This is a genomic window from Streptomyces sp. NBC_00425 (assembly GCF_036030735.1).
GTDB lineage: Bacteria > Actinomycetota > Actinomycetes > Streptomycetales > Streptomycetaceae > Streptomyces.
Window position 1 is genome coordinate 5,979,813 of the sequence record NZ_CP107928.1, and the last position, 25,245, is coordinate 6,005,057.

The 25,245-nt window shown below is 71.9% G+C and carries 18 protein-coding genes, 1 tRNA gene and 3 pseudogenes; 12 read left to right on the plus strand and 10 right to left on the minus strand.

All coding sequences use genetic code 11. From position 1 onward, the window contains the following. The first annotated feature begins 215 nt into the window (after nucleotides 1–215). Nucleotides 216–1,439, plus strand: coding sequence for an SUKH-4 family immunity protein (locus tag OHS82_RS26085; RefSeq protein WP_328434643.1), 1,224 nt, complete (start codon nucleotides 216–218; stop codon nucleotides 1,437–1,439). Between the two features lie 347 nt (nucleotides 1,440–1,786). Here the strand turns inward: OHS82_RS26085 and OHS82_RS26090 are convergent, their stop codons facing one another. Further along, nucleotides 1,787–2,452, minus strand: a complete 666-nt coding sequence (locus OHS82_RS26090; RefSeq protein ID WP_328434644.1) for a YdcF family protein — start codon at nucleotides 2,450–2,452, stop codon at nucleotides 1,787–1,789. Beyond that, a pseudogene (locus OHS82_RS26095) lies at nucleotides 2,449–2,568 on the minus strand (GntR family transcriptional regulator); the annotation flags it as partial. The pseudogene OHS82_RS26095 and the gene OHS82_RS26090, both read right to left, overlap by 4 nt. On the opposite strand from OHS82_RS26095, the pseudogene OHS82_RS26100 reads away from it, so the two are divergent. After that, a pseudogene (locus OHS82_RS26100) lies at nucleotides 2,554–3,474 on the plus strand (tyrosine-type recombinase/integrase); the annotation flags it as partial. The pseudogenes OHS82_RS26095 and OHS82_RS26100 sit on opposite strands and share 15 nt — an antisense overlap. Before the next feature lie 711 nt (nucleotides 3,475–4,185). On the opposite strand, the gene OHS82_RS26105 reads toward OHS82_RS26100, so the two are convergent. Beyond that, nucleotides 4,186–4,260: transfer RNA gene (locus OHS82_RS26105), tRNA-Cys, on the minus strand. 248 nt (nucleotides 4,261–4,508) lie between these two features. On the opposite strand from OHS82_RS26105, the gene OHS82_RS26110 reads away from it, so the two are divergent. The 4 genes from OHS82_RS26110 to OHS82_RS26125 all read left to right on the plus strand — a co-directional run bounded on the left by OHS82_RS26110 (nucleotide 4,509) and on the right by OHS82_RS26125 (nucleotide 10,215). Further along, a complete protein-coding gene (locus tag OHS82_RS26110) occupies nucleotides 4,509–5,987 on the plus strand; it encodes an MFS transporter (protein WP_057574432.1) in 1,479 nt (492 codons plus the stop codon). A 219-nt stretch (nucleotides 5,988–6,206) separates the two neighbouring features. Further along, nucleotides 6,207–8,003: a DEAD/DEAH box helicase gene (locus OHS82_RS26115; RefSeq protein WP_266718219.1), complete on the plus strand. Its 1,797-nt coding sequence runs from the start codon at nucleotides 6,207–6,209 to the stop codon at nucleotides 8,001–8,003. A gap of 441 nt (nucleotides 8,004–8,444) precedes the next feature. After that, complete coding sequence (locus tag OHS82_RS26120; protein WP_057574434.1) at nucleotides 8,445–9,095, plus strand: IclR family transcriptional regulator; 651 nt, start codon at nucleotides 8,445–8,447, stop codon at nucleotides 9,093–9,095. 328 nt (nucleotides 9,096–9,423) lie between these two features. Beyond that, entirely contained in the window at nucleotides 9,424–10,215 is a 792-nt protein-coding gene (locus OHS82_RS26125) for a S16 family serine protease (protein ID WP_057574435.1), read from the plus strand. Between the two features lie 144 nt (nucleotides 10,216–10,359). Here the strand turns inward: OHS82_RS26125 and OHS82_RS26130 are convergent. After that, nucleotides 10,360–10,827, minus strand: a pseudogene (locus tag OHS82_RS26130) (Lrp/AsnC family transcriptional regulator); the annotation flags it as partial. A gap of 126 nt (nucleotides 10,828–10,953) precedes the next feature. Here OHS82_RS26130 and hppD point away from each other — a divergent pair. Next, nucleotides 10,954–12,099, plus strand: coding sequence for a 4-hydroxyphenylpyruvate dioxygenase (gene hppD, locus OHS82_RS26135; protein ID WP_057574436.1), 1,146 nt, complete (start codon nucleotides 10,954–10,956; stop codon nucleotides 12,097–12,099). A gap of 19 nt (nucleotides 12,100–12,118) precedes the next feature. On the opposite strand, the gene OHS82_RS26140 is transcribed toward hppD, so the two are convergent. After that, nucleotides 12,119–13,651, minus strand: coding sequence for a tetratricopeptide repeat protein (locus OHS82_RS26140; RefSeq protein ID WP_328434646.1), 1,533 nt, complete (start codon nucleotides 13,649–13,651; stop codon nucleotides 12,119–12,121). Between the two features lie 92 nt (nucleotides 13,652–13,743). Here OHS82_RS26140 and OHS82_RS26145 point away from each other — a divergent pair, with 92 nt between their 5' ends. Continuing rightward, nucleotides 13,744–15,177 (plus strand): FAD-binding oxidoreductase, encoded by a 1,434-nt coding sequence (locus OHS82_RS26145; RefSeq protein WP_079040887.1) that lies wholly within the window; start codon nucleotides 13,744–13,746, stop codon nucleotides 15,175–15,177. A gap of 45 nt (nucleotides 15,178–15,222) precedes the next feature. Here the strand turns inward: OHS82_RS26145 and OHS82_RS26150 are convergent, their stop codons facing one another. Further along, entirely contained in the window at nucleotides 15,223–15,699 is a 477-nt protein-coding gene (locus OHS82_RS26150; RefSeq protein WP_057574437.1) for an SsgA family sporulation/cell division regulator, read from the minus strand. A 309-nt stretch (nucleotides 15,700–16,008) separates the two neighbouring features. Between OHS82_RS26150 and OHS82_RS26155 the strand changes: the two genes are divergently transcribed. Both OHS82_RS26155 and OHS82_RS26160 read left to right on the plus strand, forming a co-directional pair. Next, a complete protein-coding gene (locus OHS82_RS26155) occupies nucleotides 16,009–17,664 on the plus strand; it encodes an RDD family protein (protein ID WP_328434647.1) in 1,656 nt (551 codons plus the stop codon). A gap of 91 nt (nucleotides 17,665–17,755) precedes the next feature. Then, complete coding sequence (locus tag OHS82_RS26160; RefSeq protein ID WP_057574439.1) at nucleotides 17,756–18,448, plus strand: RDD family protein; 693 nt, start codon at nucleotides 17,756–17,758, stop codon at nucleotides 18,446–18,448. A gap of 122 nt (nucleotides 18,449–18,570) precedes the next feature. On the opposite strand, the gene OHS82_RS26165 is transcribed toward OHS82_RS26160, so the two are convergent. Continuing rightward, nucleotides 18,571–18,906 carry a hypothetical protein gene (locus OHS82_RS26165; protein ID WP_057574440.1) on the minus strand — a complete coding sequence of 112 codons (336 nt, stop codon included), beginning with the start codon at nucleotides 18,904–18,906 and terminating at the stop codon, nucleotides 18,571–18,573. 364 nt (nucleotides 18,907–19,270) lie between these two features. Between OHS82_RS26165 and OHS82_RS26170 the strand changes: the two genes are divergently transcribed. Next, nucleotides 19,271–21,622: an immune inhibitor A domain-containing protein gene (locus OHS82_RS26170; RefSeq protein ID WP_057574441.1), complete on the plus strand. Its 2,352-nt coding sequence runs from the start codon at nucleotides 19,271–19,273 to the stop codon at nucleotides 21,620–21,622. A 193-nt stretch (nucleotides 21,623–21,815) separates the two neighbouring features. Next, nucleotides 21,816–22,172: a hypothetical protein gene (locus tag OHS82_RS26175; RefSeq protein WP_057574442.1), complete on the plus strand. Its 357-nt coding sequence runs from the start codon at nucleotides 21,816–21,818 to the stop codon at nucleotides 22,170–22,172. 28 nt (nucleotides 22,173–22,200) lie between these two features. Here OHS82_RS26175 and OHS82_RS26180 read toward each other — a convergent pair whose 3' ends face one another. From OHS82_RS26180 to OHS82_RS26190, 3 genes are all read right to left on the minus strand, one after another. Next, on the minus strand, nucleotides 22,201–22,623 hold the full coding sequence (locus OHS82_RS26180; RefSeq protein WP_057574443.1) for a Mov34/MPN/PAD-1 family protein: 423 nt from the start codon (nucleotides 22,621–22,623) through the stop codon (nucleotides 22,201–22,203). Nucleotides 22,624–22,766: 143 nt separating this feature from the next. Next, on the minus strand, nucleotides 22,767–24,200 hold the full coding sequence (locus tag OHS82_RS26185) for an amino acid permease (RefSeq protein ID WP_057574444.1): 1,434 nt from the start codon (nucleotides 24,198–24,200) through the stop codon (nucleotides 22,767–22,769). Between the two features lie 426 nt (nucleotides 24,201–24,626). Then, nucleotides 24,627–25,235, minus strand: coding sequence for a DUF2017 domain-containing protein (locus OHS82_RS26190; RefSeq protein ID WP_057574445.1), 609 nt, complete (start codon nucleotides 25,233–25,235; stop codon nucleotides 24,627–24,629). Between the last annotated feature and the right edge of the window lie 10 nt (nucleotides 25,236–25,245).

A 25,245-nucleotide genomic window follows, 5' to 3' on the forward strand; every position in this document is an offset into this window, starting at 1 on the left:
CGGCGTCCCATGAACACGGAGCGGGACCGGGAGATCCGGGCGGGAAGGGAACGCGCGGGGCCTGCGTGACGTCTTCCGGTGAGGACCGGTGTCGGCGCAGCGGGCGAAACCCCCCGGCGCGTTCGGGCGTCGCCGCTGGTCGGAGTCGTTGTCAGTGGGTCCGCATAGGCTGCGGAGCAGTGGGACGGCGCACGCAACTTCCGCCAGGGGGACCGATGGGCACGACCAGGACCACCACCGCCATCACGACGATCACTTTCACCGAGGCCGAGCTGAACCCGTACGTCGCATCCGCCCCCGCCCGCCGCCGGCTCACCGGCCCGGGCCTGCCGGGCCGGCCGGGCGACGGCCCCCTGATGACGATCGAGGCACCGCGCACCGGCGCTCCGGGCACGGTCGCGGACGTCACGGGCCGCCCCGACGCCCACCCGGCGGCGGAGCTGCGCGACCGGCGGGCGACAGGCGGCATCCTGGGCGCCGGCCGCCGTGCGGCGGAGACCGTCCTGCTCGACGGAATGACGGGAGAGATCTCGACGACGTACTTCTTCCACGACCGCCTCGGCCTGATGGACGCCCCGCCGCTCGCCCCGTCCCTGGAGAAGCTGTTCCGCTGCGCCACGGCCGTGGACGAACTGGCGGCCCTGCGCGGGCAGTTCGCCTGCTACGCCGGCCGGCTCGGGCGAGAGGCGGTGGCCGAGGCCTCCCGCCGGTTGCTGGCGGTGTTCGAGGCGGGCGCCGAAGGCCCGGGCGACGCCTCCGCCCTGTTCTGGAAGCTGGCCGCGGTGATCCGTCCGCTGGCCCTGGTGGCCGGCCCGGTCACGACGTCCGGTCTGGCCCTGGACCTGCCGGTCCGGCTGCTGGACGAGGAGTTCGGCTCCGCCGGCGTCGTCCGCTTCGAGGACGTCGACCTGCCTGCCGCACTCGCGCACGCTCCGACCCGGCGCTTCCTGCGCGCGACGGGCCTGCCGGAGGAGGCCGTCCCGTTCTCGCTGGAGACGGACCTGCCCCTGCGGACGCTCGCCGAGCACCACACGGAGCACCACGCCTACGACGGGGCCGACGACGGGGCCGACGACGGGGCAGACGACCGCGGCGGCGCCGGCGGCGGGAACCGGCTTCCGGCGCACGCCGACCGCCTCATCCGGCTGGGAAGCCTCGCCGAGGACACCAGCCTCGTCCTGGACGGCGCCACGGGCGCGGTGCTGAGCTGGAGCGCGCCCGGCCTCACCCTGCGTCCGCTCAACGCCGACATCTCCACCCTCGCGTTCAGCCTCTGGCTGCTGAGGCGCGAGCGGGCCCTGGACGCGGTGCGCGAACTGACCGAGGCCTACGGCCGGCTCGCCGACACGATGTCCCGCACCCTGGCCACGGTCGACCGGGTCCCCCCGCCCGGCCCGATCCCCTGCGACGCCGCCCCGGCCGCTCCCACAACCCCCTGACAAGCCTCGACGCACCCCGCGCCGCCCGGCGTCCTGCGCGGAACGGGGCGGAGCGGGTCCGCAGGACGCGTGGTCGATCGAGACGCCGACCGAGACGGGCGACGGAAAGGGCGGCGCCCCGGCCGGGGCGCCGCCCTTTCCGTCTGCCTGGTCAGGCGCTGGAGACCGCGACGGGATTCGAACCCGTGTAACTCGCTTTGCAGGTTTGTCGGTGCTGGTCAGAGCATGATCCACAACCGTTCGACCTCGTTCATTCCCGTACTTCCGTCCGGAGCGTGGACCACGGTGAACGGCTCTGGACGGGGATGAATGAGACGGAAACTGAGACGGAGCGGCCTCCGACCCCGTCAGGCCTGATCTGCGGATTCAGGTACGAGTCGGCTCGTGAAGCCGCGGTCGCGTAGCCGCTCGAACGCGGCCCTGATGGCGTCGGGAATCTCCTGCTCGATCATGAATCCCTGCCGGGGGTAGATCATGAGTCGCTGCTGTGCGCCGACCATCATGTCGAGGACAAGGCGCGCGTCCCCGATCGAGTCGACGTATTCGGGGAGCGTCATGGGGGTGGACGCACACACCCATTCGACACCCGGCCACAGCTTCCGGGCGGTCGCGTACGAGCGCCGTTCCTCGTACGGCTTGCTGATCAGCAGGACCGACGAGACGGGCACGTGCCGTTCTTCAAGGATCGCGCGAGAGAAGCGGATGTTGTCCCCGGTGTTGCGCGCGTTGGGCTCGACCAGGATCGCGCCCGCCGGCACCCCCAGCTCTACGGTGCGTTCGCGGTAGTGCTCGGCTTCGCCGCGCGGCATCCGCTCCTGCGTCGTACGGCTGGTCGCTCCGGTGAAGACGACGAGCGGGAACATGCTCCGGTGATAGAGGTCCGCTGTGGTGTCGGCCACCCCCAAGTCGTGGCTGCCGAGACCGACGGCCACAGAGCACGGGCGGGGCTCATGGCCCATCTGCTGGAAGTCCCAGAGCTTCTGAGCATCCGACCATGCCTGCACCGAGATCACTTGCTGACGCCCTCCGCCTCTGTCTTCGCCGAGTCGGGCACCTTGAAGTCGTACGACCATGCGAACCGACTGGCCGCGTGCACCCCGATGGCGAACTCAACCACGGTATCCCCGGCTTGGGGGCCCACCGTCTCGACAGGCTCAAGCCCGAGCACATCGAGGTGTTCTACGCGAACATGCAGGCCAACGGCAGCAAGTCCGGGACGGCTCACCAGGTACATCGCACCTTTCGCACCGCCCTCAATGAGGCCGTGCGGCGAGGACACCTCGGTAGGAACCCCGTTCAGTTGGCCGAGGCCCCAAAGACAGGGGAGTACGAGGTGGAGCCCTACAGCGTCCAAGAGGTTCAGCGGTTGCTCAAGGCCGCTGACCAGCATCGCAACTCTGCACGGTGGGCCATCGCCCTCGCCCTCGCCCTCGGACTGCGCCAGGGCGAGGTGTTGGGGCTGAAGTGGGAGGACGTGGACCTTGAGGGTGGGTTCCTCGTTGTCCGCCGCAGTCGCCACCGGCCGCAGTACGCCCACGGGTGCACAGAGCCCTGCGGACGCAAAGCGGCCGGGTACTGCCCGGATAGGCGGCGAACCAACCCAGAGTTGTCCACCACCAAGTCCCGCGCCGGCCGCCGTGCGGTAGGTCTCCCCGAACAGCTTGTTGACCTTCTCGGCGCGCACCTCAAGGCACAGAAAGCGGAGCGGGAGACGGCCGGGAAGCGCTGGGAGGAGAACGGCCTTGTCTTCCCGGACGAGCACGGCCGTAGTCCGTCCCATCGCCGGGACTGGTCAGAGTGGAAGGCCCTTCTGACAGAGGCGAAGGTCCGGGACGGGCGTTTGCGCGACGCGCGCCACACGGCCGCGACGGTTCTGCTCATCCTCGGAGTCCCCGAGCGCGCGGTCATGGGGCTCATGGGGTGGTCGACGACCGCCATGGCTGCTCGGTATCAGCACATGGTGGACGCCGTGCGGACAGACATCGCGAAACAGGTTGATGCTCTCATCTGGCGTTCGCCCGATGATCGTGTGTAGGCCGACGAAGAGATGGATGAGTACGTCCATGGGCCAAGATCATGGACCAAGGATGTGGCGGGAATTACAACCACCCGAATGGCGTAAGGTTTCGGAACTCTTTCGAGTGAAGCGCAGAGTGGGACTGGGTACGGCGCTTGCCGGTTTCTCCAGCTGAGAGGCGCAGTGCGCCCGGCTGCACCTCAGATGTGCACGCATGCACACGCGGGCCCGTTGTTAACGTCCTTGCAGCTGAGCGGGGGGCTAATTGGACGCCCAGGGCCTCGCAAACCGACGGGTGCACACCCCCCGCTCAGTGACCCCCTGCACTGCTATGCGAGGAGGACACATCCGTTGTCACACATCGCGCACTGGATCGCAAACCTTGTGCACCGCGTTCGAGCCGCCAGGCACCGTGCCCTTCACGGCTGCAAGAGGCTTAGGGACGGGGCAGCGCGTTTGAACGGGGCCTTGCGCCGTCGGTGGCGATCGCTCTCCGAGGAGGCGCTGAAGGGAGCCGCTCGGCAGCTGGGCGCAGTCTGCGTCGCCATCGTTTGGTGGTGGTGGACGCAGAGGTGAAGTCGTGTGAAGCCGCCTACGGCTGAGTGCCCCTCCGTCAGTTGGTTGCTGCTGACGTGTGGACCAGCTAACTGAGACGGAAACTGAGACGGACGGCCAGAAGGGCGGCACCCCGCGAGGGTGTCGCCCTTCTGGTCTGCCCTGGTCAGGCGCTGGAGACCGCGACGGGATTCGAACCCGTGTAACTCGCTTTGCAGGCGAGTCCCTGAGCCTCTCGGGCACACGGTCAGGTCGGCGGCGGGACCTCGGCCCCGCCGGACTTGATGTGACGACCGTACGGGCGGCACCGGACCGGGCTCAAGCAACCGGCCGGTGCCGCAACGGGACTGCCATACGCCGTTCATGAAAGCGGGTCGGGAGTCGCCTGGGGGGCGAGTGGAGGGTGGCTGCAGGGCGGGTCCTAGTACCGAGGTCCCGGGCGATGATCCGTCTTCCGACAGGGGTCAACCTGGCTTGCGCACCTTACGCTGGCGGCCATGGCTGCCCTCGAATCCCGCGACGCCGTCGCCGCCGACATCCCGGAGAGCCCCGACACGTCACCGGGTCCCGACGAGACCGTCCTCGGACGCCCCTACCGCGCCCTCAGCATCGGCATCGTCTCCGTCGTGCTGCTCATCGCCTTCGAGGCGACCGCCGTCGGCACGGCCATGCCCGTCGCGGCGCGGGAGCTCGACGGGGTGTCGCTCTACGCGTTCGCGTTCTCGGGGTACTTCACGACGAGCCTCTTCGGGATGGTGCTCGCCGGGCAGCTGTCGGACCGCCGCGGCCCGCTCGGGGCGCTCGCGGGCGGGATCGCGGCCTTCGCGGCGGGGCTCGTGCTCTCCGGGAGCGCCGCGACCATGTGGGTGTTCATCCTCGGGCGGGCCGTGCAGGGGCTCGGGGGCGGGCTGGTGATCGTCGCGCTGTACGTCGTCGTCGGACGCGCCTATCCGGAGCGGCTGCGGCCCGCGATCATGGCCGCGTTCGCCGCGTGCTGGGTCGTGCCCTCGGTGGTGGGCCCGCTGGCCGCGGGGGCGGTGACCGAACGGCTGGGATGGCGCTGGGTCTTCCTCGGGATACCGGTCCTCGTCGTGCTTCCGCTCGCGCTGGCGCTGCCCCGGATACGGCGTCGGGCGGGCGGTCCGGTGGCGGGCGCGGCCGTCGCGGCCTTCGACCGGCGGCGGATCCGCCTCGCGCTCGGCATCTCCCTCGGGGCCGGACTCCTGCAGTACGCCGCGCAGGATCTGCGGCCGCTTTCCGCGGCGCCCGCCGTCGCGGGGTGCGCGCTGCTCGTCCCCGCCGTGCTCGGACTCCTGCCGCGCGGCACCTGGCGGGCGGCACGCGGGCTGCCCTCGGTCGTGCTGCTGCGCGGTCTGGCCGCCGGATCCTTCATCGCCGCCGAGTCCTTCGTGCCGCTGATGCTCGTCACCCGGCGCGGACTGAGCCCGACCCTCGCCGGGCTCTCGCTCGCCGCCGGCGGAGGGACCTGGGCGCTGGGTTCGTGGGTGCAGTCGCGGCCGAGGGCGGAGCCGTACCGGCAGCGCCTCACCGTGCTCGGGATGGTGCTCGCGGCCGCCGCGATCGCCGCGGCGCCGAGCGTCCTGGTGGCCTCTGTGCCCGTCTGGACAGTGGCCGTCGCCTGGGGCTTCGGGTGTTTCGGGATGGGGCTCGTCATCTCCTCGACCAGCGTGCTGTTGCTGCAGCTGTCCGCGCCCGAGGAGGCCGGCGCCAACTCCGCCGCCCTGCAGATCTCGGACGGTCTCTCCAACGTGCTGCTGCTCGCCGTGGGGGGCGCGGCCTTCGCGGCGCTCGGCGGCGGCGGCGTCGCGCACGCCGTCACGACCGCCGACGGCTCCCCGCATCCGGCCGCCTTCGCCGCCGTCTTCCTGTCGATGGCCGCTGTGGCGCTCGCGGGCGCCTGGGTGGCGACCCGGCTGCACGAGCGGCCGGCGCGACCGGGGCCTGCGGCCCGTTGACCGGGCCCTGCGGCCCAGTGACCGGTGCGGGCGTCCGGCGCGCGGCGCGGGGGCGACGCGGCCGCGCGGCGGTCGCGCGACGGCCGGACGTTGTGAGCTGGGTCCCACCCGCGGGCGACGCGGCCTCGTCGGCGCGTTGACATCCGGGCCGCCGGTAGGGTGGCCCGGTTGTCATACGTAGCCGAGTAACGTGCAGCCCGACCCCCCGAACCGGAGACCGTGACTACCACCGCCGCCACCTCCACCTCCCACCACCTGTCGCCCGCCTTCCCCGGCCGCGCCCCCTGGGGCACCGCCGGCAAGCTGCGGGCCTGGCAGCAGGGGGCGATGGAGAAGTACCTCCAGGAGCAGCCGCGCGACTTCCTTGCCGTCGCCACACCCGGCGCCGGCAAGACGACGTTCGCGCTGACCCTCGCCTCCTGGCTGCTGCACCATCACGTCGTGCAGCAGGTGACCGTGGTCGCGCCGACCGAGCACCTGAAGAAGCAGTGGGCGGAGGCGGCGTCCCGGATAGGCATCCGGCTCGATCCCGAGTACAGCGCCGGACCGCTCAGCAAGGACTACCACGGCGTCGCCGTGACCTACGCGGGCGTCGGCGTGCGCCCGATGCTGCACCGCAACCGCAGCGAGCAGCGCAAGACCCTCGTCATCCTCGACGAGATCCACCACGCCGGCGACAGCAAGTCGTGGGGTGAGGCGTGCCTCGAGGCGTTCGAGCCGGCGACCCGCCGCCTGGCGCTCACCGGCACGCCGTTCCGGTCTGACACCAACCCCATCCCGTTCGTGACGTACGAGGAGGGCGACGACGGCATCCGGCGGTCCGCCGCCGACTACACCTACGGGTACGGGTCTGCGCTCGCCGACCACGTCGTGCGGCCCGTCATCTTCCTCTCCTACAGCGGCAACATGCGCTGGCGGACGAAGGCGGGCGACGAGATCGCGGCCCGGCTCGGCGAGCCGATGACGAAGGACGCGATCAGCCAGGCCTGGCGCACCGCCCTCGACCCGCGCGGCGAGTGGATGCCGAGCGTGCTGCGCGCCGCCGACCAGCGTCTCACCGAGGTCAGGAAGGCCATCCCGGACGCCGGTGCGCTCGTCATCGCCTCCGACCAGGACTCCGCCCGCGCCTACGCCAAGCTGATCCGGGAGATCACCGGCTCCAAGGCGACCCTCGTCCTGTCCGACGACACCGGCGCGTCCAGCCGCATCGACGACTTCAGCGGCAGCACCGACCGGTGGATGGTCGCCGTGCGCATGGTGTCCGAGGGCGTCGACGTGCCGCGGCTGGCGGTCGGGGTGTACGCCACCACCATCTCCACACCGCTCTTCTTCGCTCAGGCCGTGGGACGTTTCGTGCGGTCCCGGCGGCGCGGCGAGACCGCCTCCGTCTTCCTGCCGACCGTGCCCGACCTGCTCGGTTTCGCGGGGGAGATGGAGCGCGAGCGCGACCACGTCCTCGACAAGCCCAAGAAGCAGGGCGAGGAGGATCCGTACGCCGAGTCCGAGAAGGAGATGGACGAGGCGAACCGCGAGCAGGACGAGGACACCGGCGAACAGGAGCAGTTCGCCTTCGAGGCGCTGGAGTCCGAGGCCGTCTTCGACCGGGTGACGTACAACGGGGCCGAGTTCGGCATGCAGGCCCACCCGGGCAGCGAGGAGGAGCAGGACTACCTCGGCATCCCGGGGCTGCTCGAGCCCGACCAGGTGCAACTGCTGCTGCAGAAGCGGCAGGCCAAGCAGATCGCGCACAGCAAGAAGCGGCCGGACGCCGAGGCCGACCTGCTGGAGCTGCCCGCGGAGCGGCGGCCGGTCGTCTCGCACAAGGAGATGATGGAGCTGCGCAAGCAGCTCAACACCATGGTGGCCGCGTACGTGCACCAGAGCGGCAAACCGCACGGGGTGATCCACACCGAGCTGCGGCGGGTGTGCGGCGGACCGCCGAGCGCGGAGGCGACGGCGGGACAACTGCGCCAGCGCATCGCCAAGGTGCAGGAGTGGGCGACCCGGATGAAGTGAGTCCGGTCGCCCGGGCGCACGACTGGGTGACCCGGACGAGGTGAGTCCCGCCGGGACCGCGGCGACCGTCGCGATCGCGGCGACGGTGATGGCGGTGGCGCGTCCCCGCGGTCCCGTCCGGCTCACAGGCCCCGTCCGTTCCCGGGGGCGCATGCGACGCTGCCACGCTCCGTACGTATCGGGATAAATGCAGGTAGTCCCTACCGGCCGTTGACCGGATTCTGGACGGAGCCTTCCGCTCAGCGAACCGGCTTCGCTACTGTCCCGCTACGCACACGCCCCGTGGCAGCGCCGCCGCGGAGCGCAGCCGTGAAGCGACCGGGCCCGGAGACGCCGGGCCCGTCTGTCGATCGGCGGCCTCTGTGGCGCGTCACTGACGGGACTCGGTGACGCCCCGCCGCGACGGAGGCAGCCGACCTCACCACTTAAGGAGTGGGCGTCGTGACCGCGGAGACCTCTCAGACGCTCGACCGGGGACTGAAAGTCCTCAAGCTGCTGGCCGACACCGACCACGGGCTGACCGTCACCGAGCTTTCCAACAAACTGGGCGTCAACCGGACCGTTGTGTACCGGTTGCTCGCCACGCTGGAGCAGCACGCGCTCGTACGGCGTGACCTGGGCGGACGAGCCCGGGTCGGCCTCGGGGTGCTGCGGCTCGGCCGCCAGGTGCATCCGCTGGTGCGGGAGGCCGCGCTGCCCGCGCTGCGCTCGCTGGCCGAGGACATAGGCGCGACCGCGCATCTGACGCTGGTGGACGGGACGGAGGCGCTCGCCGTAGCCGTCGTCGAGCCGACCTGGACCGACTACCACGTGGCCTACCGGGCGGGGTTCCGGCATCCGCTGGACCGGGGGGCGGCCGGCCGGGCCATCCTCTCCGCCCGGCAGAAGACGGCGCGTCACGCGGACGAGCCCGGCTACACGCTGACGCACGGTGAGCTGGAGGCCGGCGCGAGCGGCGCGGCCGCCCCGCTGCTGGGCGTGACCGGCGTCGAGGGCAGCGTGGGCGTGGTGATGCTGGCCGACGCCGTGCCGGAGCGGGTCGGGCCACGCGTCGTGGACGCGGCCCGCGAAGTGGCGGAGGCGCTGCGCTGACCGCAGCCGGGCCGCACGACCCGCGCCACCCCGGCCCGGGCGCGCCCCGCACTCCGGCAGCCCCGCATTCCGGCAGCCCCGCACTCCGGCAGCCCCGCATTCCGGCAGCCTCGCTCACGCTCGGCCCGCGTCGTTCACGCGCGATCCGCGTCGTTCACGCGCGATCCGCGTCGTTCACGCGCGGTGGCGGTGGCGGTGGCGGTGGCGGTGGCGGGGGCGGGCGGGGCGGGTGGTGTGCGGGTCGGGCGGCGTGCCGGCGTGCGGGTGGCTCGAGTGTGGGCGTCGTGCGGCCGCGGGCCGCGGCACCTCGTCACGTTAGATTGACTCCGTGCTCTCTCGCCTCTCACGCCCCCGGGCTCTCGCCGTCTGCGCCCTGCCCCTCGTGGCGCTGCTCGCCACGGCCGCGTTCGCGCCGCTGCCGTTCTCGGTGGCGCAGCCGGGGATGACGGCGAACGTCCTCGGCGACAACCAGGGCACCCCGGTGATCACGATCTCCGGCGCTCCCGTGCGGGACACCAGCGGGCAGCTGCGCATGACGACGATCGAGGCGACAGGCCCCGACGCGCACGTCAAGCTCGGTGACGTCCTCGACGGCTGGTTCCGCACCGACCAGGCGATCATGCCGCGCGAGGCGGTGTACCCCAGCGGGGAGAGCACCAAGGAGATCGAGCGGCACAACACCGAGCAGATGAAGGACTCCCAGGACGCGGCGACCCAGGCGGCGCTGGCGTATCTGAAGCTGGGCGAGGACGACGTCGAGGTCACGCTGAAACTGGCCGACGTGGGCGGACCCAGCGCCGGACTGCTGTTCTCGCTAGGCATCGTCGACAAGCTCGACGGCGACGGCGCCGGCGGCGACCTCACGGGCGGCCGCACGATCGCCGGCACGGGCACCATCGACGCCGGCGGCAAGGTCGGCGCGGTCGGCGGCGTGGCCCTGAAGACGCAGGCCGCCCGGCGGGACGGCGCGACCGTGTTCCTCGTCCCGAAGGACGAGTGCTCCGACGCGAAGTCCGAGCTGCCGAAGGGACTGCGGCTGGTCCCGGTCACCACGCTCAAGGGCGCGGTGAGCGCGCTCGTCGCGCTGGAGAAGGGCAAGGGCTCGGTCCCCGGCTGCTGAGCGGCGGGCCGCTGAACGACCTCCCCTCCCTCGACCTCCCCTCCCTCGACCGCCTCACCGCCCCTTGTCCTTCTCCCTGCCCCTGTCCCTGTCGCCGTCCCTGTCGCCGTCCCTGTCGCCCGCGTCCTCTCCGGGCCGGCCCGGCGCCTGCTCCGCCGCCTGCTCCACGAGCGGGATGATCCGCAGCGGGACGGGGTTCTCCATCACGATCGCGGTGGAGGCCCGGACGATGCCGTCGAAACCGACGACCCGGTCGATCACCCGCTGGAGATCGGCGTTGGAGCGGGCCACCAGCCGGCACAGCATGTCCCCGCCGCCGGTGGTGGTGTGCAGCTCCAGCACCTCCGGCACGGATCCCAGGTGGGCCCGCACATCGGCCCCCTGGCCCTGCCGGATCTGCAGCGTGGCGAACGCGGTGACCGGGTAGCCGAGGGCCGCCGGGTCGACCTCGGGGCCGAACCCCCGGACGACGCCGTTCGACTGCAGCCGGTCGAGCCGCGCCTGCACGGTCCCGCGGGCCACACCCAGCCGCCGGGACATCTCCAGTACCCCGAGGCGCGGCTCCCGTGCCAGCAGCACGATGATCCGGCCGTCCAGACGATCGATCCCCATGCCGTCCGCCTCCACGATGGTCACCCTGTACAGAAAGCCCGCCGAAACCGCCGGACAGCTGCACAGATTGCCCAGGCGATACGCGAACTATTGCGCACCTTGCAGGGCTGGCGCGAGGCTTTCGTCATGACGCAGACCACGCACCTCACTCCCGACACCGCCCGGCAGGCCGACCCCTTCCCGGTGAAGGGAATGGACGCGGTCGTCTTCGCCGTGGGCAACGCCAAACAGGCGGCGCACTACTACTCCACCGCCTTCGGCATGAAGCTGGTCGCCTACTCCGGACCGGAGACCGGCAGCCGCGAGACCGCCTCGTACGTGCTCACCAACGGCTCGGCCCGCTTCGTCCTCACCTCCGTCATCAAGCCCGCCACCACCTGGGGCCACTTCCTGGACCGGCATGTCGCCGAGCACGGCGACGGCGTCGTCGACCTCGCCATCGAGGTCCCGGACGCCCGCGCCGCCTACGCCTACGCCGTCGAGCACGGCGCGCGCTCCCTCGCCGAGCCCTACGAACTCAAGGACGAGCACGGCACGGTCGTCCTCGCCGCGATCGCCACCTACGGCGAGACCCGGCACACCCTCGTCGACCGCTCCGGCTACGACGGCCCCTACCTCCCCGGCTACGTGAGCGCGGACCCGATCGTCGAGCCGCCGGCCCAGCGCACCTTCCAGGCCGTCGACCACTGTGTCGGCAACGTCGAACTCGGCCGGATGAACGAGTGGGTCGGCTTCTACAACACGGTCATGGGCTTCACGAACATGAAGGAGTTCGTGGGCGACGACATCGCCACCGAGTACAGCGCGCTGATGTCGAAGGTGGTGGCCGACGGCACGCTCAAGGTCAAGTTCCCGATCAACGAGCCGGCCGTCGCCAAGAAGAAGTCGCAGATCGACGAGTACCTCGAGTTCTACGGCGGCGCCGGCGTCCAGCACATCGCGCTCAACACCAACGACATCGTGCAGACGGTCCGCACGATGCGGGCGGCCGGGGTGCAGTTCCTCGACACGCCCGACTCCTACTACGACACCCTCGGCGAGTGGGTCGGCGACACCCGCGTCCCCGTCGACACCCTGCGCGAACTGAAGATCCTCGCCGACCGCGACGAGGACGGCTACCTGCTGCAGATCTTCACCAAGCCGGTCCAGGACAAGCCGACCGTGTTCTTCGAGATCATCGAACGCCACGGCTCGATGGGTTTCGGCAAGGGCAACTTCAAGGCCCTCTTCGAGGCGATCGAACGCGAGCAGGACAAGCGCGGCAACCTGTGACCGGAGGGCGCCGCACCCTTCAGTCGGGCAGTCCGGCCGGGGGCGGCTCCTCACCGAGGCCGGCGAGGGCTGCCCGGGCCGCCGGGCCGAACAGGGGCGAGAAGTAGGGGTTGATCCGCAACGCCTCCTGAAGGTGCCGTCGCGCCGGGCCGTCCTTCCCCAGCGCCCGCTCGATCACCGCCAGGTGGTGGACGTACGGCGCGCTGTACACCGCGCCCGCGTGCACCCGGTCGGTGGCGATCGAGGCGAAGCTCAGCGCCGCCTCGTCGTCCCCGGCCCGGTGCAGCGCCCAGCCCAGCGCGTCCGCGACGGCGACGCCCGGCTGCCGACGCCACTCCGCCCGCAGCCGCCGCACCGCCGACGCCGGGTCCCCGTGGTCCGCCTCGAACCGGCCGAGCGTCAGCTCCCCGTCCACGCCACCGGCCGACTCCTGACGGACCAGCGTCCGCAACCGGTCGTACTGCACCCGCGCCGCCTGGGCCAGCCCCAGCGACTCGTACAGCTCGCCCAGCTCCAGCGCGTACTGCGGCAGCGGCTGCCGCTCCAGCGCCACCCGGTACGCGCTCAGCGCCTCCGTCGTCCGCCCCAGCGCCGCCAGCGCCCTGCCCTGCCCGGCCTGCGCCGCCCGCTGGTCGGGGTCGAGCCGGACCGCCTCCTGGAAGTGCCGCAGCGCGTCCTCCCGCTCACCGCGTTCGAAGGCGAGCTGTCCGGCCCGCTCCAGCCACGCCGCCTGCTCGGCGGGGGAGAGGGCGCCGACCGCGGCGTCCGCCAGCGCGGCCTGGGCGTCCTCACGCCGACCGCGGTCCCAGTAGACGCCCGCCGCCCGTCCCCGCACGGCAGGACCGGAGTGCAGCGCCGTCAGCGTGTCCAGGGCCTTGAGCGCCTTCTTGTAGTCCCCCATCCCGGTGTACGCGTCGATGAGCTGCGGGTACGTCGTCCAGCGCTTCGGCGCCGCCTTGCGCGCGGCCTCGCCCCAGCGCAGCGCGGCGGGGAAGTCCCGGCGGGCGTTGGCCAGCGCGGCCAGACCGCCGAGGGCGTCCGCGTTGCCCCGGGGGCGGGCCTTCAGCGAGGCCCGCAACGCCCGCTCGGCCTTCGGATACAGGACGGCGATGTCGGCGGTGCGCCGGCCCTGCTCGAGGTACGCCGTGCCGAGCACCGCCCAGGACCGCGCGTCCTCGGGACGCTCCCGCACCGCGTGCTCCCGTTCCTCGACCAGCGCCGCCAGATCGGACAGCGCGGCCGCCACGCCCGCCCGCACCGCCGATCCCGCCTGGGCCCCCGGAGCCGCCACCGGCGCCGCGCGCCCCGCCGGCCCTTCGCCGGGCAGACACACCAGCACCCCGCCGCCCAGCACCAGACACCCGACGAGCGAGCCGACGACCAGACGCTGGCGCCGGCGCGCCCGGGAGACCTCTCCGGGAACCTCCCCGGCGGCTTCGGCGGCCTCTGCGGCGGGTTCTCCGGCGGCTGCCGCAACGGCCTCGGCGACGACCTCCGCAGGAGTCCCGTCGGGGGCGGTGCGCTCTTCGGCGGCGCGCTCCTCGTTCTCCATGGCGCTCACTGTGCGTCAGCACCACGACCGCGCGACGTCACCCGGAGGGTCCCCGGACGGGGGTTCACACCGATGGCCCCGGGTGCGAACCTGTGATCATGAGCCGTTGGGAAGCACCACCCGAGGACGACGCCGTGGCGACGCGCGACACCGTGGCGACCGACGGTCTGCTCGACCGGCTGCGGGCCGGGCTGTCCGCCGGGGCGGTCCTCACCGACCCCGACGTCACGGCCTCCTACGCCCACGACATGGCGAGCTTCTGCCCGGCCGGCGCCCCGGCCGTGGTCGTGCTGCCGCGCACCGTCGACGAGGTGCAGCACGTCATGCGCACGGCGAGCGAGTTGCGCGTCCCGGTCGTCCCGCAGGGCGCCCGCACCGGCCTGTCCGGGGGCGCCAACGCCTCCGACGGCTGCATCGTCCTGTCCCTGACCGCGATGGACCGCATCCTCGAGATCAACCCGGTCGACCGGATCGCCGTCGTCGAACCCGGCGTCGTCAACGCGGCCCTCTCCCGTGCCGTGGGCGAGCACGGCCTGTACTACCCGCCCGACCCGTCCAGCTGGGAGACGTGCACGATCGGCGGCAACATCGGCACCGCCTCGGGCGGCCTGTGCTGTGTGAAGTACGGGGTGACCGCCGAGTACGTCCTCGGACTCGACGTGGTGCTCGCCGACGGACGGCTGATGTCCACCGGCCGCCGCACCGCGAAAGGCGTCGCCGGATACGACCTCACCCGCCTGTTCGTCGGCTCCGAGGGCTCGCTGGGCGTCGTCGTGCGGGCCGTCCTGGCGCTCAGGCCACGGCCGCCGCGGCAGCTGGTGCTGGCGGCCGAGTTCGCCTCCGGCGCCGCCGCGTGCGACGCGGTGTGCCGGATCATGGCGGGCGGGCACGTGCCGTCCCTCCTCGAACTGATGGACCGCACGACCGTCCGGGCCGTCAACGCCCTGACCCGCATGGGCCTGCCGGAGACCACCGAGGCCCTGCTGCTCGCGGCCTTCGACACCCCCGACCCGGCCGCCGACCTCGCCGCCGTCGGCACGCTGTGCGAGGCGGCCGGCGCCACCCGGGTGGTCCCCGCCGACGACGCCGCCGAGTCCGAACTCCTGCTCCAGGCACGGCGGTCGTCGCTCGTCGCCCTGGAGGCGGTCAAGGGCACGACGATGATCGACGACGTGTGCGTGCCGCGCTCCAGACTCGGCGAGATGATCGAGGGCGTCGAACGCATCGCGCGCGAGCACGGGCTGACGATCGGGGTCGTCGCCCACGCCGGAGACGGCAACACCCACCCCACGGTCTGCTTCGACGCGGCGGACCCCGACGAGTGCCGGCGCGCCCGCGAGTCCTTCGACGAGATCATGGGCCTCGGTCTGGAACTCGGCGGCACCATCACCGGCGAGCACGGCGTCGGCGTGCTCAAGAAGGAGTGGCTGGCCCGTGAGATCGGCCCGGTGGGCGTCGAGATGCAGCGCGCCGTCAAAGCGGCCTTCGACCCGCTGGGCATCCTCAACCCGGGCAAGCTGTTCTGAGTCCGGGCAGGCCGCCGTGAACCGCCCGGCTCGCGCCCCGGCGGCTCACTCGCCGTCCCGGGACTCGTCCGACGGCCACGGGTCGCACAGCCACAGGTCGTCGGCGGGCGTCGCGGCGAGCAGCTCGGCCAGCCCGTCGTCGATGCCGAGCCGGTCGCCCTCGGCGCCCGGCGGCACCACCCGCAGGGTCCGCTCCAGCCATGCCGACACCTGGGCCGCCGGCGCCTCCAGCAGGGCGTCCCCGTCGGGCGAGCTCAGCGCCATCAGCACCACGCTGCGCCCCTGCGACTTCGTCGGCCACACCCGTACGTCCCCGTACCCGCACGGCCGGAACACCCCCTCCACCAGCAGCTCGCGGGCGAACGTCCAGCCCACCGGGTGCGCGGAGTTGATGTGGAAGGTCACGTGGACGGCGAACGGGTCGTCGGTGCGGTAGCCGAGCCGGGCCGGCACCTGGACGGCGCGCTCCGGCGACAGGATCAGTCTGAGCTCCAGCTCGCGCTCCACCACGGTGTGCTGCATGTCGTTCTCCTCTCGTCGACGGACCCCGTTCGCGGCCCGTGGGCGGGCCCGTGAGCGGGCTCGTACGAGTGGAGAGGGCACAGCGCCGCAACCATTACGCGGGTCTGCGGAATTTTTTTCGGCGGACCGTCCGCACCGGCCCGGTGCGGGGACCTCCGAGTTCTCTGCGGACGGTTCCGAACGTGTGAAGAGCGTGCACGGGGTTGCCCGGAAAGGGGCGGGTCCGGCAGGACTGGCGGTGGGGCTTGCGTCCGTCTGATAGATGTGGAGCCCCCCATCCCACCCCCGAGCAGATACGGGACGACGGACATGAGCGCCCCAACCCCGGCACCCGGCGACGACAGGCCCCGCGAGGGGTATTACCCGGACCCGTCCATCCCTGGATACGTCCGGTACTGGAACGGTTCCGCCTGGGTACCGGGCACCAGCCGGCCGGCGCCGTCCGACGGCCGCCCGCTCACCGCCCCGTCCGGCGGCGGGCCCGCGTCCCCGGTGGAGGAGACCGGCCCGCACTTCTTCGACGAGGACCCCGTGCAGGCCGGCCCCGCACCGGCGAACCCGTACGGCGGCCACCCCGAGCCGGCCTCCGCGTGGGGCGCCGACCGCTCCCACCAGTCCGGCTTCGGCGGCGACCAGGACCGCCGGGTCTCCTGGGGCGCCCCGCCGGCCGCCGACCCGAGGATCCCCTTGCCCGCCCAGGTCCAGCCCGAGGGCGCCTCGACGAGCACCGACGGTATGACGACGATCCCGCCCGCGGAGCCGGAGGCGGGCGCGGGGGACGTGGTCTCCGGGGGCACGTTCGTCTTCCGCCGGCCGACCGCGGGCGGCGGGGGAGCGGCACCGGCCGGCCCGGACCCCTCCGCTCCCGCGGGCCGCACCCCCGACCAGGGCACGGTCACCTTCCGCCCGCCGGCGCCGCGCACCGGCGGCTCCGACGGCGGGTACCCGCCCGCCGCCCAGGGCCCGACGACCGCGCCCCCCGGATTCGGGGCGGGCAAGGCGGCGGCCGACCGGGCGTCGGCCGCACCGGGACCGGGCGCCCCGGCTCCTCAGGGGCCCGCGCAGATTCCGTCCCCGCAGAACCCCGCGCCGGCCGCGGCCACCCCCGCCCCGCAGGGACCCGGGTTCCCGCCCGCACCCTCGGCGCCCTCCGCGGCTCAGCCCGCCGGGCCGCACGTCGCACGGACGCCCGCGTCCGCCCCCGTGCCGCCGTCCGTTCCGTCCGCGCCTGCGCAGCCCGCTCCGGGCGTGCCCCGCCGGCCCGGCCCGGGCGGTCCCGGCGCCGCTCAGCCCCGTCCGGCCACGGCCGCCGCAGCCCCCGCGACCCCCGTCGCCTCCGCCCCGATGGCCGCGGGGTCCGGGGGCGGCCAGCCTTCCTGGGCGCAGCAGGTGCACCGCCTCACCGGCGCCGAGGACGGACCCGTCACGCCCTGGAAGCCGCCGGTCGACGACGTCTTCCAGGCAGCCGCCCGGCGTCAGGCCGAGGCCCGCCCCGCGGGCCTGGGCAAGCGGCTCGCCGCCCGCCTCGTCGACACGTTCGTCCTCGCGGCCGTCACCGCGGGCGCTGCCCTGCCGCTCGGTGTGCGGGCCCTCGACCACGTCGACGAGAAGATCGACGCGGCCAAGCTGAGCGGAGAGACCGTCACCGTCTGGCTGCTGGACGGCACGACGTCGGTGTACCTCGGGATCGTCGTCGCCGTCCTGCTGGTGTTCGGGATCCTGTACGAGGCGCTGCCGACCGCCAAGTGGGGCCGCACGCTCGGCAAGAAGCTGCTGGGGCTGCAGGTGCGCGACATCGAGGGCGGCGAGCCCCCGTCCTACGGGGCGGCCCTGCGTCGCTGGCTGGTCTACAGCGTGCCCGGCCTGCTCGCCGTCGGCGTCGTGGGCGTCCTGTGGGGTCTGTTCGACAGGCCGTGGCGCCAGTGCTGGCACGACAAGGCGGCGCACACGTTCGTCGCCGGCTGACCGGGCTCCGCCCGGCCCGGCCCGGCGGGGCGTACCCCGGACGGCCGCTCGCCGGATGCGGAGCCGGGGGGTTCACGGTCGACTCGGGGGCATGACCAACGAACCGCCTCCCGGATCCGGCGGCGGCGAGCCGCCGGAGGACGACCCGTTCAGGAAGCGGCCGCCGCAGCCCCCGCCCGGCCAGGGGCAGGGCTCGCCGTACGACTCCCCGCGGGACCCGTACACGGGCGCGCCGGGCGGCGGCGGTCCGTACGGCGGCGGCCCCTACGGCGGTGATCCCTACGGCGGCGGCGGGGGCGACCCCTACGGCGGTTACCCCGCGGACCCGCTCGCCGGGATGCCCCCACTCGCCGACAGCGGCCGGCGCACGCTGGCCCGGATCATCGACATGATCCTCGTCTTCGTCGTGGTGTCGCTGCTGGCGTGGGCCTTCGGGGTGGCGCAGTACACCGTGGACGCGGACCGGATCGAGTTCGGCAAGACCTTCGGACGGGAACTCGTCGCCGCGATCCTGTACGTCGCGTACGACACGGTCCTCACCGCCAGGACGGGGCAGACGCTGGGCAAGAGGTGGCTCGGCATGAGGGTGGCCAACCTCGACAACGGCTCGACGCCCTCCGTGCAGACGTCCCTGGTGCGCGCCCTGGTGCTGTGGGTGCCGTTCGCGTTCTGCTGCGCCTGTCTGTGGACGGCGGTCTGCGGCGGCTGGAGCTACTTCGACAAGCCCTACAAGCAGGGCCTGCACGACAAGGCCGCCAAGACGGTGGTGGTCGGCATCCGCTGACGCGCCGTACGGCGGAGCGCCGGGCAGGGCGGCACGACGATGCGGAAGGCACGGCGGACGGCGGCACGGTGAAGGGCCCACGGCCGAGGTCGTGGGCCCTTCACCGTGCCGCCGGGTGCGGGTCAGGGAGCTGTGGGCTCCCGGACGGGCTCGGGCGCCGAGGCGACCGAAGCCGGGACGGGCAGGGTCACGGACCTGGTCGCGGACGTGTGCGCGGGAACCGCGACGGGTGCGGGCCGGTTCGCGGACCGGTTCGCCGTGGAACGGGCGACGGGGGCTCGCGGGGGCTTCGGCGTCGGCACCGTCATGGCGACGAGCACCCCGAGGGCGACCGCGGCGACGACGACGACGGCGATCCCGGGGCCCGAACTGGTCTGCGACAGCAGCAGCATGGCGAGCGTCGAGAAGATGACGGTGCAGGAACCGTACGTGAGCTGTGCGACTGTCGGACGAGGCATGGCAATCGTGTCCTCGGGAGCGGGGGCGGTCTCGACTCTATTCGGCTGCATGCCCGAGCGGAACGAACGGTAAGCGTGACCTAACCCACGGTGCCGGAGCACAGGGGGCGCACGGAGTCATGACGTCCACCACGTGGACTGCCCGCGCGCCCGCGAGGGGCAACGTCAAGAAACCGTCACATGTCCGCAATGCGAACACCGGCTCCTAATAATGCACTTGACCTGTCCAAGTCAAGGTCTGTCTTTTCTTCTAAACCAGTAGTCAAATAGCGTCACTTGACTACACGCGTATAACAGCGCGCGGACTTTCCTTGACAGGAATCCCCCTACCGCGCGGGCTGACGCGTGCGTGGGAGGACATCAAGTGACCAGTAGATCCTGGACGTTCCGCACGGCCGCCACGGTCGTCGCACTCGCGGCGGCCACGGCGACGTTCACGACGTTCGCCGTGGCGCAGGCCGCCGAGAACAACTCGGCGCAGTCCCCGGCGGCGGGCCGGCACGACCCGCAGCCGGCCAAGGCCCGCGAGCACGACTTCGACGGGCCGCTCAGCAAGACGCAGGAGGCGCAGCGCGAGGAGGCGCTCAAGGAGGTCATAGCCGGCCGGTCGACGGTCAAGAACCGCGACGGTTCGAAGGTCGTCCAGCTCAAGAGCAAGAAGGGCGACAGCAAGTTCGTCGAGCTCGGCCGCGAGAAGACCGACAAGATCTTCACGATCCTCGTCGAGTTCGGCGACCAGGTCGACAGTCGCTACGGCGGCACGGCCGGCCCGCTGCACAACCAGATAGCCAAGCCGGACCGCAAGCAGGACAACTCCACGGCCTGGCAGGCGGACTACGACCAGAAGCACTTCCAGGACCTGTACTTCGGCACCGGCAAGAACGCCGAGTCGCTCAAGAAGTACTACGAGAAGCAGTCCTCGGGTCGCTACTCGGTCGACGGCGAGGTGACCGACTGGGTCAAGGTCCCCTACAACGAGGCCCGCTACGGCTCCAACAAGGCCTCCACCGGAGCCTGGTACGCGGTCCAGGACGGCGTCAACGCCTGGGTCGCCGACCGCGAGGCCGCCGGTGACACGGCCGCCGAGATCAAGGCGGAGCTGGCCCAGTACGACCAGTGGGACCGCTACGACTTCGACGGCGACGGCGACTTCAACGAGCCCGACGGCTACATCGACCACTTCCAGATCGTGCACGCCGGCGAGGACGAGTCCGCGGGCGGCGGCGCGCAGGGCGAGGACGCCATCTGGGCCCACCGCTGGTACGCCTTCGGCACCGACGCCGGCTCCACCGGCCCGGACGCCAACCGGCTCGGCGGCACCCAGATCGGCGACACGGGCGTCTGGGTCGGCGACTACACCATCCAGCCGGAGAACGGCGGACTCGGCGTCTACGCGCACGAGTACGGCCACGACCTCGGCCTGCCGGACGAGTACGACACCTCCGGCGGCGGCGAGAACTCCACCGGCTTCTGGACGCTGATGTCCTCCGGTTCCTGGCTGGGCACCGGCAAGGAGACCATCGGCGACCTGCCCGGCGACATGAACGCCTGGGACAAGCTGCAGCTGGGCTGGCTCGACTACGACGTCGCCACGGCCGGCAAGAAGTCGAACCACACGCTGGGCGTCGCGGAGTACAACACCAAGAACCCGCAGGCCCTCATCGTCCAGCTGCCCGACAAGACGGTCACCACCGAGGTGGTCGCCCCGGCGCAGGGCAAGACGCAGTGGTGGAGCGGAAGCGGCAACGACCTGCGCAACTCCCTGTCCCGTTCGGTCGACCTGACCGGCAAGTCCGCCGCGAGCCTCACCCTCGACGGCTGGTGGGACATCGAGGCCGACTACGACTACCTCTACACCGAGGTGTCCACCGACGGCGGCGCCAACTGGACGCCGATCGACGGCAAGCTGGCCGACGGCAGCGCCATCACCCGTGACGGCAGCGGCAAGCCCGCCCTCACCGGCTCGGTCGCGGCCTACCAGAAGCTGACCTACTCGCTGGACGCCTACGCGGGCAAGAAGGTCGACCTGCGCTTCCGCTACCAGAGCGACGGCGGCGTGGCGCTGAAGGGCTTCGCGGCCGACGAGATCACGGTGACCGCCAACGGCGCGACCGTCTTCTCCGACAACGCCGAGTCCCAGGACAGCGCCTGGACGACGAACGGCTTCTCCCGCATCGGCGCGTCCATCACGGACGACTACCCGCAGTACTACATCGCCGAGAACCGCCAGTACACGTCGTACGACAAGACCCTCAAGGTCGGCCCGTACAACTTCGGCTTCTCGACGACCCGTCCGTCCTGGGTCGAGCACTACCCGTACCAGAACGGTCTGCTGATCTGGAAGTGGGACACCTCGCAGGCCGACGACAACACCAGCCAGCACAACGGCACGGGCCTGATCCTGCCCGTCGACGCGCACCCGACGCCGATGAAGTGGGCCGACGGCACGTACATGAACAGCCGGATCCAGTCCTTCGACTCCACCTTCGGCCGCGCCGCGACCGACGCGTTCACGCTGCACAAGGCGGGCGTCGCGACCAAGGTCAAGTCGCGGATCGGCATCCCGGTCTTCGACGACGGCACGTCCACGTACTGGGACCCGAAGACCCCGCTCGCGGGCGTGAAGGTCACTGACACCAACACCCGCATCAAGATCGTCAAGGAGCCCTCGGACGGCTCGACGATCGGCCTGCAGGTCGGACCGTCGGCGAAGTAGTCGACGTTTTAGCAGGTCAGACGCGTATCGGCGGCAACCCCCTGGCGGGTTGCCGCCGATCGTGTTTAGGTGCCTCCTGTGCTCTTCTTATTGACAGTCGCCTGGACACCAGCACCGACACGGACTCTGACCAGCGCATCGGCGCCGCCTTGGGCGCCCATGCCGATACCGACGCGCACGGGGGTGTGACCGCATGGCCGCAGGAGGCTTCTGCAAGCTGCCCGACGGCATGGTGGTGGTGGCGCTGAACCTGCCCCGCCCCGCGGCCCGGGAGGGCCTTCCAGGCCCCTCCACGGACGTCCGCTTCCTCGTCCACGCCCACAACCGCGCCCGCGCCCTGACCCGGCTCCGCAACCTGGGCCTGCGGGCGGTCTACCTGCGCGGCAACGCGGCGCCCCCCACCCCGGACGAGATCACGGCCGTCCTGCACCACCCGGACGGCCTCGTCTGGCGCACCACCCCTGACAACGGTGTCCCCGTGGCCGGCGGGCCCGCGGGCCCCCAGCTGTGGCGCCCCGTCCGCGCCCTGCTCGACTCCGCGGCGGCGTAGCGACCCGGCAGCCGTCCCCGGGGGCGGCTCAGTACGCCTCCACCACCCGGACGTCCTCCTCCGTGACGACGCCGTCCACGATGCGGAACGAGCGGAACTGGAACTCGCCGAGGCCGTCGGTGTCGGCGGTGGAGACCAGGACGTAGTGCGCGCCGGGCTCGTTGGCGTAGGAGATGTCGGTGCGGGAGGGGTGGGCCTCGGTCGCGGTGTGGGAGTGGTAGATGATCACCGGCTCCTCGTCGCGGTCGTCCATCTCGCGGTACAGCTTGAGCAGGTCGCCCGAGTCGAACTCGTAGAACGTGGGGGACATGGCCGCGTTCAGCATCGGGACGAAGCGCTCCGGGCGGTCCGTGCCCGCCGGTCCCGCGACCACGCCGCACGCCTCGTCGGGGTGGTCCTTGCGCGCGTGGGCGACGATCCGGTCGTGCAGGTCCTGGGTGATGGTCAGCATGGTCGCCAGGATAAGCAAAGGGGCCGCCCGTACCGAGGGGTGGTACGGAACGGCCCACATCGCGGACGGTCCGGCCGTCCGCCGCAGGGAGCGCCACGAGTGCTCCCAGCGGCGGACGCGCCCGGCGGACGTCCGGCCGGCGGTCAGCCGACCTTCTCGAACTCCGGCTCGCGCCGGTCGGTGACCTGCGGGTTGCGGCTCTTCAGGACCGCCCAGCCGACGCCGAGGGCGACAGCCCAGCCCGCCATCACGTACAGGCACACCCGTGAGTCGGCGTCGTACGCGATCAGGCCGGTGACGAAGAGCAGGAACACGATGGCCACCCAGCTGAACGCCGAGCCGCCCGGGGCCGGGAAGCTGGACGCGGGCAGCCGGCCCGCGACCACCGCGCGGCGGTACCGGACGTGGCTCACCAGGATCATCAGCCAGGTCCAGATGCCGGCCGCGGTGGCGACGGAGGTGACGTAGCCGAAGGCCTTCTCCGGGACGACGTAGTTCAGGATCACGCCGATGCCCATGAAGAGCACCGAGATCGTGATGCCGAAGGCCGGCGTCTTCGAGGCGGACAGCTTGCGGAACACCGCCGGGGCCTCGCCGCTGTCGGCCAGGTTGCGCAGCATGCGGCCGGTCGAGTACATGCCGGAGTTGCACGAGGACAGCGCGGCCGTCAGCACGACGAAGTTGACGATGCCCGCGCCCGCCGGGATGCCGATCTTCGCGAAGGCCGCGACGAACGGCGAGACGCCGGGTGCGAACTCGGTCCACTTCACCACGCACAGGATGACGGTGAGCGCGCCGACGTAGAACAGCGCGATCCGCCACGGCAGCGTGTTGATGGCCTTCGGGAGGGTCTTCTCCGGGTTCTCCGACTCACCGGCCGTGACGCCGACCAGCTCGACCGCGAGGTAGGCGAACATGACGCCCTGCAGGGTCATCAGGGACGAGCCGACGCCCTTGGGGAAGAAGCCGTCGAAGGCCCACAGGTTGGAGACCGCCGCCGTGTCGCCGGCCGAGCTGAAACCGAAGGTGAGGACGCCCAGACCGATGACGATCATGCCGATCAGCGCGGTGACCTTGACCATCGAGAACCAGAACTCGAGCTCTCCGAACACCTTCACGGAGATCAGGTTCACCCCGAACAGGATCACCAGGAAGACCAGGGCCGTGACCCACTGGGGGACGGCCGGGAACCAGTAGTTGACGTAGATCGCGGCGGCCGTCAGCTCGGCCATGCCGGTGACGACCCACATCAGCCAGTACGTCCAGCCGGTGAAGTAGCCGAAGAACGGGCCGAGGAACTCGCGGGAGTACTCCGCGAACGAGCCCGAGACCGGGCGGTACAGCAGCAGCTCGCCGAGCGCCCGCATGATGAAGAAGACGATCGCGCCGGCGAGGGCGTACATCACGATGAGACTGGGACCGGCCTTGGCGATGTTCGCCCCGGCTCCCAGGAAGAGGCCGACGCCGATGGCGCCGCCGATCGCGATCATCTGGACCTGGCGGCTGCCGAGCCCGCGTTCGTACCCCTCTTCGGGAGTGTCAGTGACGGCGGTGTCAGTGACCTTCTCAGAGGACATGTGTGGTGCGCCTTTCTCCATGCCGATCCGGACCTCTCGTCGGCCTCGGATCGGGTTTCGATCCCCCCGGACTGATGGAGCGATGCCTGGCCGGCGATCAACCGGCTCGGTGGCGCACCCGGCGGAACATACGGGTGGTGTTCGCCGGGCGGTCGTGAAGATTTATCACGCCCGCAATATCGGTCAGCGGTGGGACGTGTGGCGCACGACACCAGAAGAAGCGGATGAACGTGACACAAAGAGGACACTCCCGGCCGCCGCGGTGACGCGATCGTTATCCGGATTTGAGCGCCCTCTGAGCGAACCGAAAATGCGGAGGAACCCCCGCGTAACGGTTGCGGAGGCAGAGGAACCCCCGCGTAACGGCCGCGGAGGCAAGACGTGCGGAGGCGGCAGCCGCGGAGGCAACGGCTGCGGAGGCGGCGGCTACGGCATCAGGGTCGTCACCAGGGTCTCCTGGAGCCCGCCCAGCCACAGGTACGCCATCACCATCGGCTTGCGCGGGTCCTCGTCCGGCAGCCGGTAGAGGAGGTCGGTGTCCTCCTCGTCGGTGATCTCCAGCCGGGAGCCGATCGCCAGCCGCAGGTCGTTCAGCGCCCGCAGCCACTGCTGGGACTCCTGCGGCGTCAGCTTCAGCACCGCCCCGCCCGCGTCGGCCGCCTCGGCGGCCAGCGCGTCCAGCGAGCGGACCACCGTGAGGGCGTTCTCCCGCTTGCCGGCCCGCAGGTCGTTCTCGGTGTACCGGCGGAACTCGGCGGAGTGCGCCTTCTGCTCGTCCGCCTCCCGGGGCCCCGGGGCGGCCTCCGGGTCGGTGTAGGCGTCCGGGAACAGCCTCCGGAGCACGGGATCGGAGGGCGGCTCGCTCGGCCCCTCGGCGAAGAGCTCGGCGAGCGGGTCGTCCGGGGCGTCCTCGGCGGGGCCCGGGCCGATCAGCTCCAGGAGCTGCACGGCCAGCGACCGGATGATGGAGATCTCGACGTCGTCGAGCGCGACGGCCGCGCCGCCGCCGGGGAGCGGTTCGAAGTGTCCAGGCATATGAGGGGAG

Coding starts and splice junctions, on each gene's coding strand:
- OHS82_RS26150 (WP_057574437.1), bottom strand. CDS start 15,699: ATGCAGCACACCGTGGTGGAGCGCGAGCTGGAGCTCAGACTGATCCTG.
- OHS82_RS26085 (WP_328434643.1), top strand. CDS start 216: ATGGGCACGACCAGGACCACCACCGCCATCACGACGATCACTTTCACC.
- OHS82_RS26180 (WP_057574443.1), bottom strand. CDS start 22,623: ATGCTGACCATCACCCAGGACCTGCACGACCGGATCGTCGCCCACGCG.
- OHS82_RS26185 (WP_057574444.1), bottom strand. CDS start 24,200: ATGTCCTCTGAGAAGGTCACTGACACCGCCGTCACTGACACTCCCGAA.
- hppD (WP_057574436.1), top strand. CDS start 10,954: ATGACGCAGACCACGCACCTCACTCCCGACACCGCCCGGCAGGCCGAC.
- OHS82_RS26175 (WP_057574442.1), top strand. CDS start 21,816: ATGGCCGCAGGAGGCTTCTGCAAGCTGCCCGACGGCATGGTGGTGGTG.
- OHS82_RS26190 (WP_057574445.1), bottom strand. CDS start 25,235: ATGCCTGGACACTTCGAACCGCTCCCCGGCGGCGGCGCGGCCGTCGCG.
- OHS82_RS26165 (WP_057574440.1), bottom strand. CDS start 18,906: ATGCCTCGTCCGACAGTCGCACAGCTCACGTACGGTTCCTGCACCGTC.
- OHS82_RS26155 (WP_328434647.1), top strand. CDS start 16,009: ATGAGCGCCCCAACCCCGGCACCCGGCGACGACAGGCCCCGCGAGGGG.
- OHS82_RS26160 (WP_057574439.1), top strand. CDS start 17,756: ATGACCAACGAACCGCCTCCCGGATCCGGCGGCGGCGAGCCGCCGGAG.
- OHS82_RS26140 (WP_328434646.1), bottom strand. CDS start 13,651: ATGGAGAACGAGGAGCGCGCCGCCGAAGAGCGCACCGCCCCCGACGGG.
- OHS82_RS26110 (WP_057574432.1), top strand. CDS start 4,509: ATGGCTGCCCTCGAATCCCGCGACGCCGTCGCCGCCGACATCCCGGAG.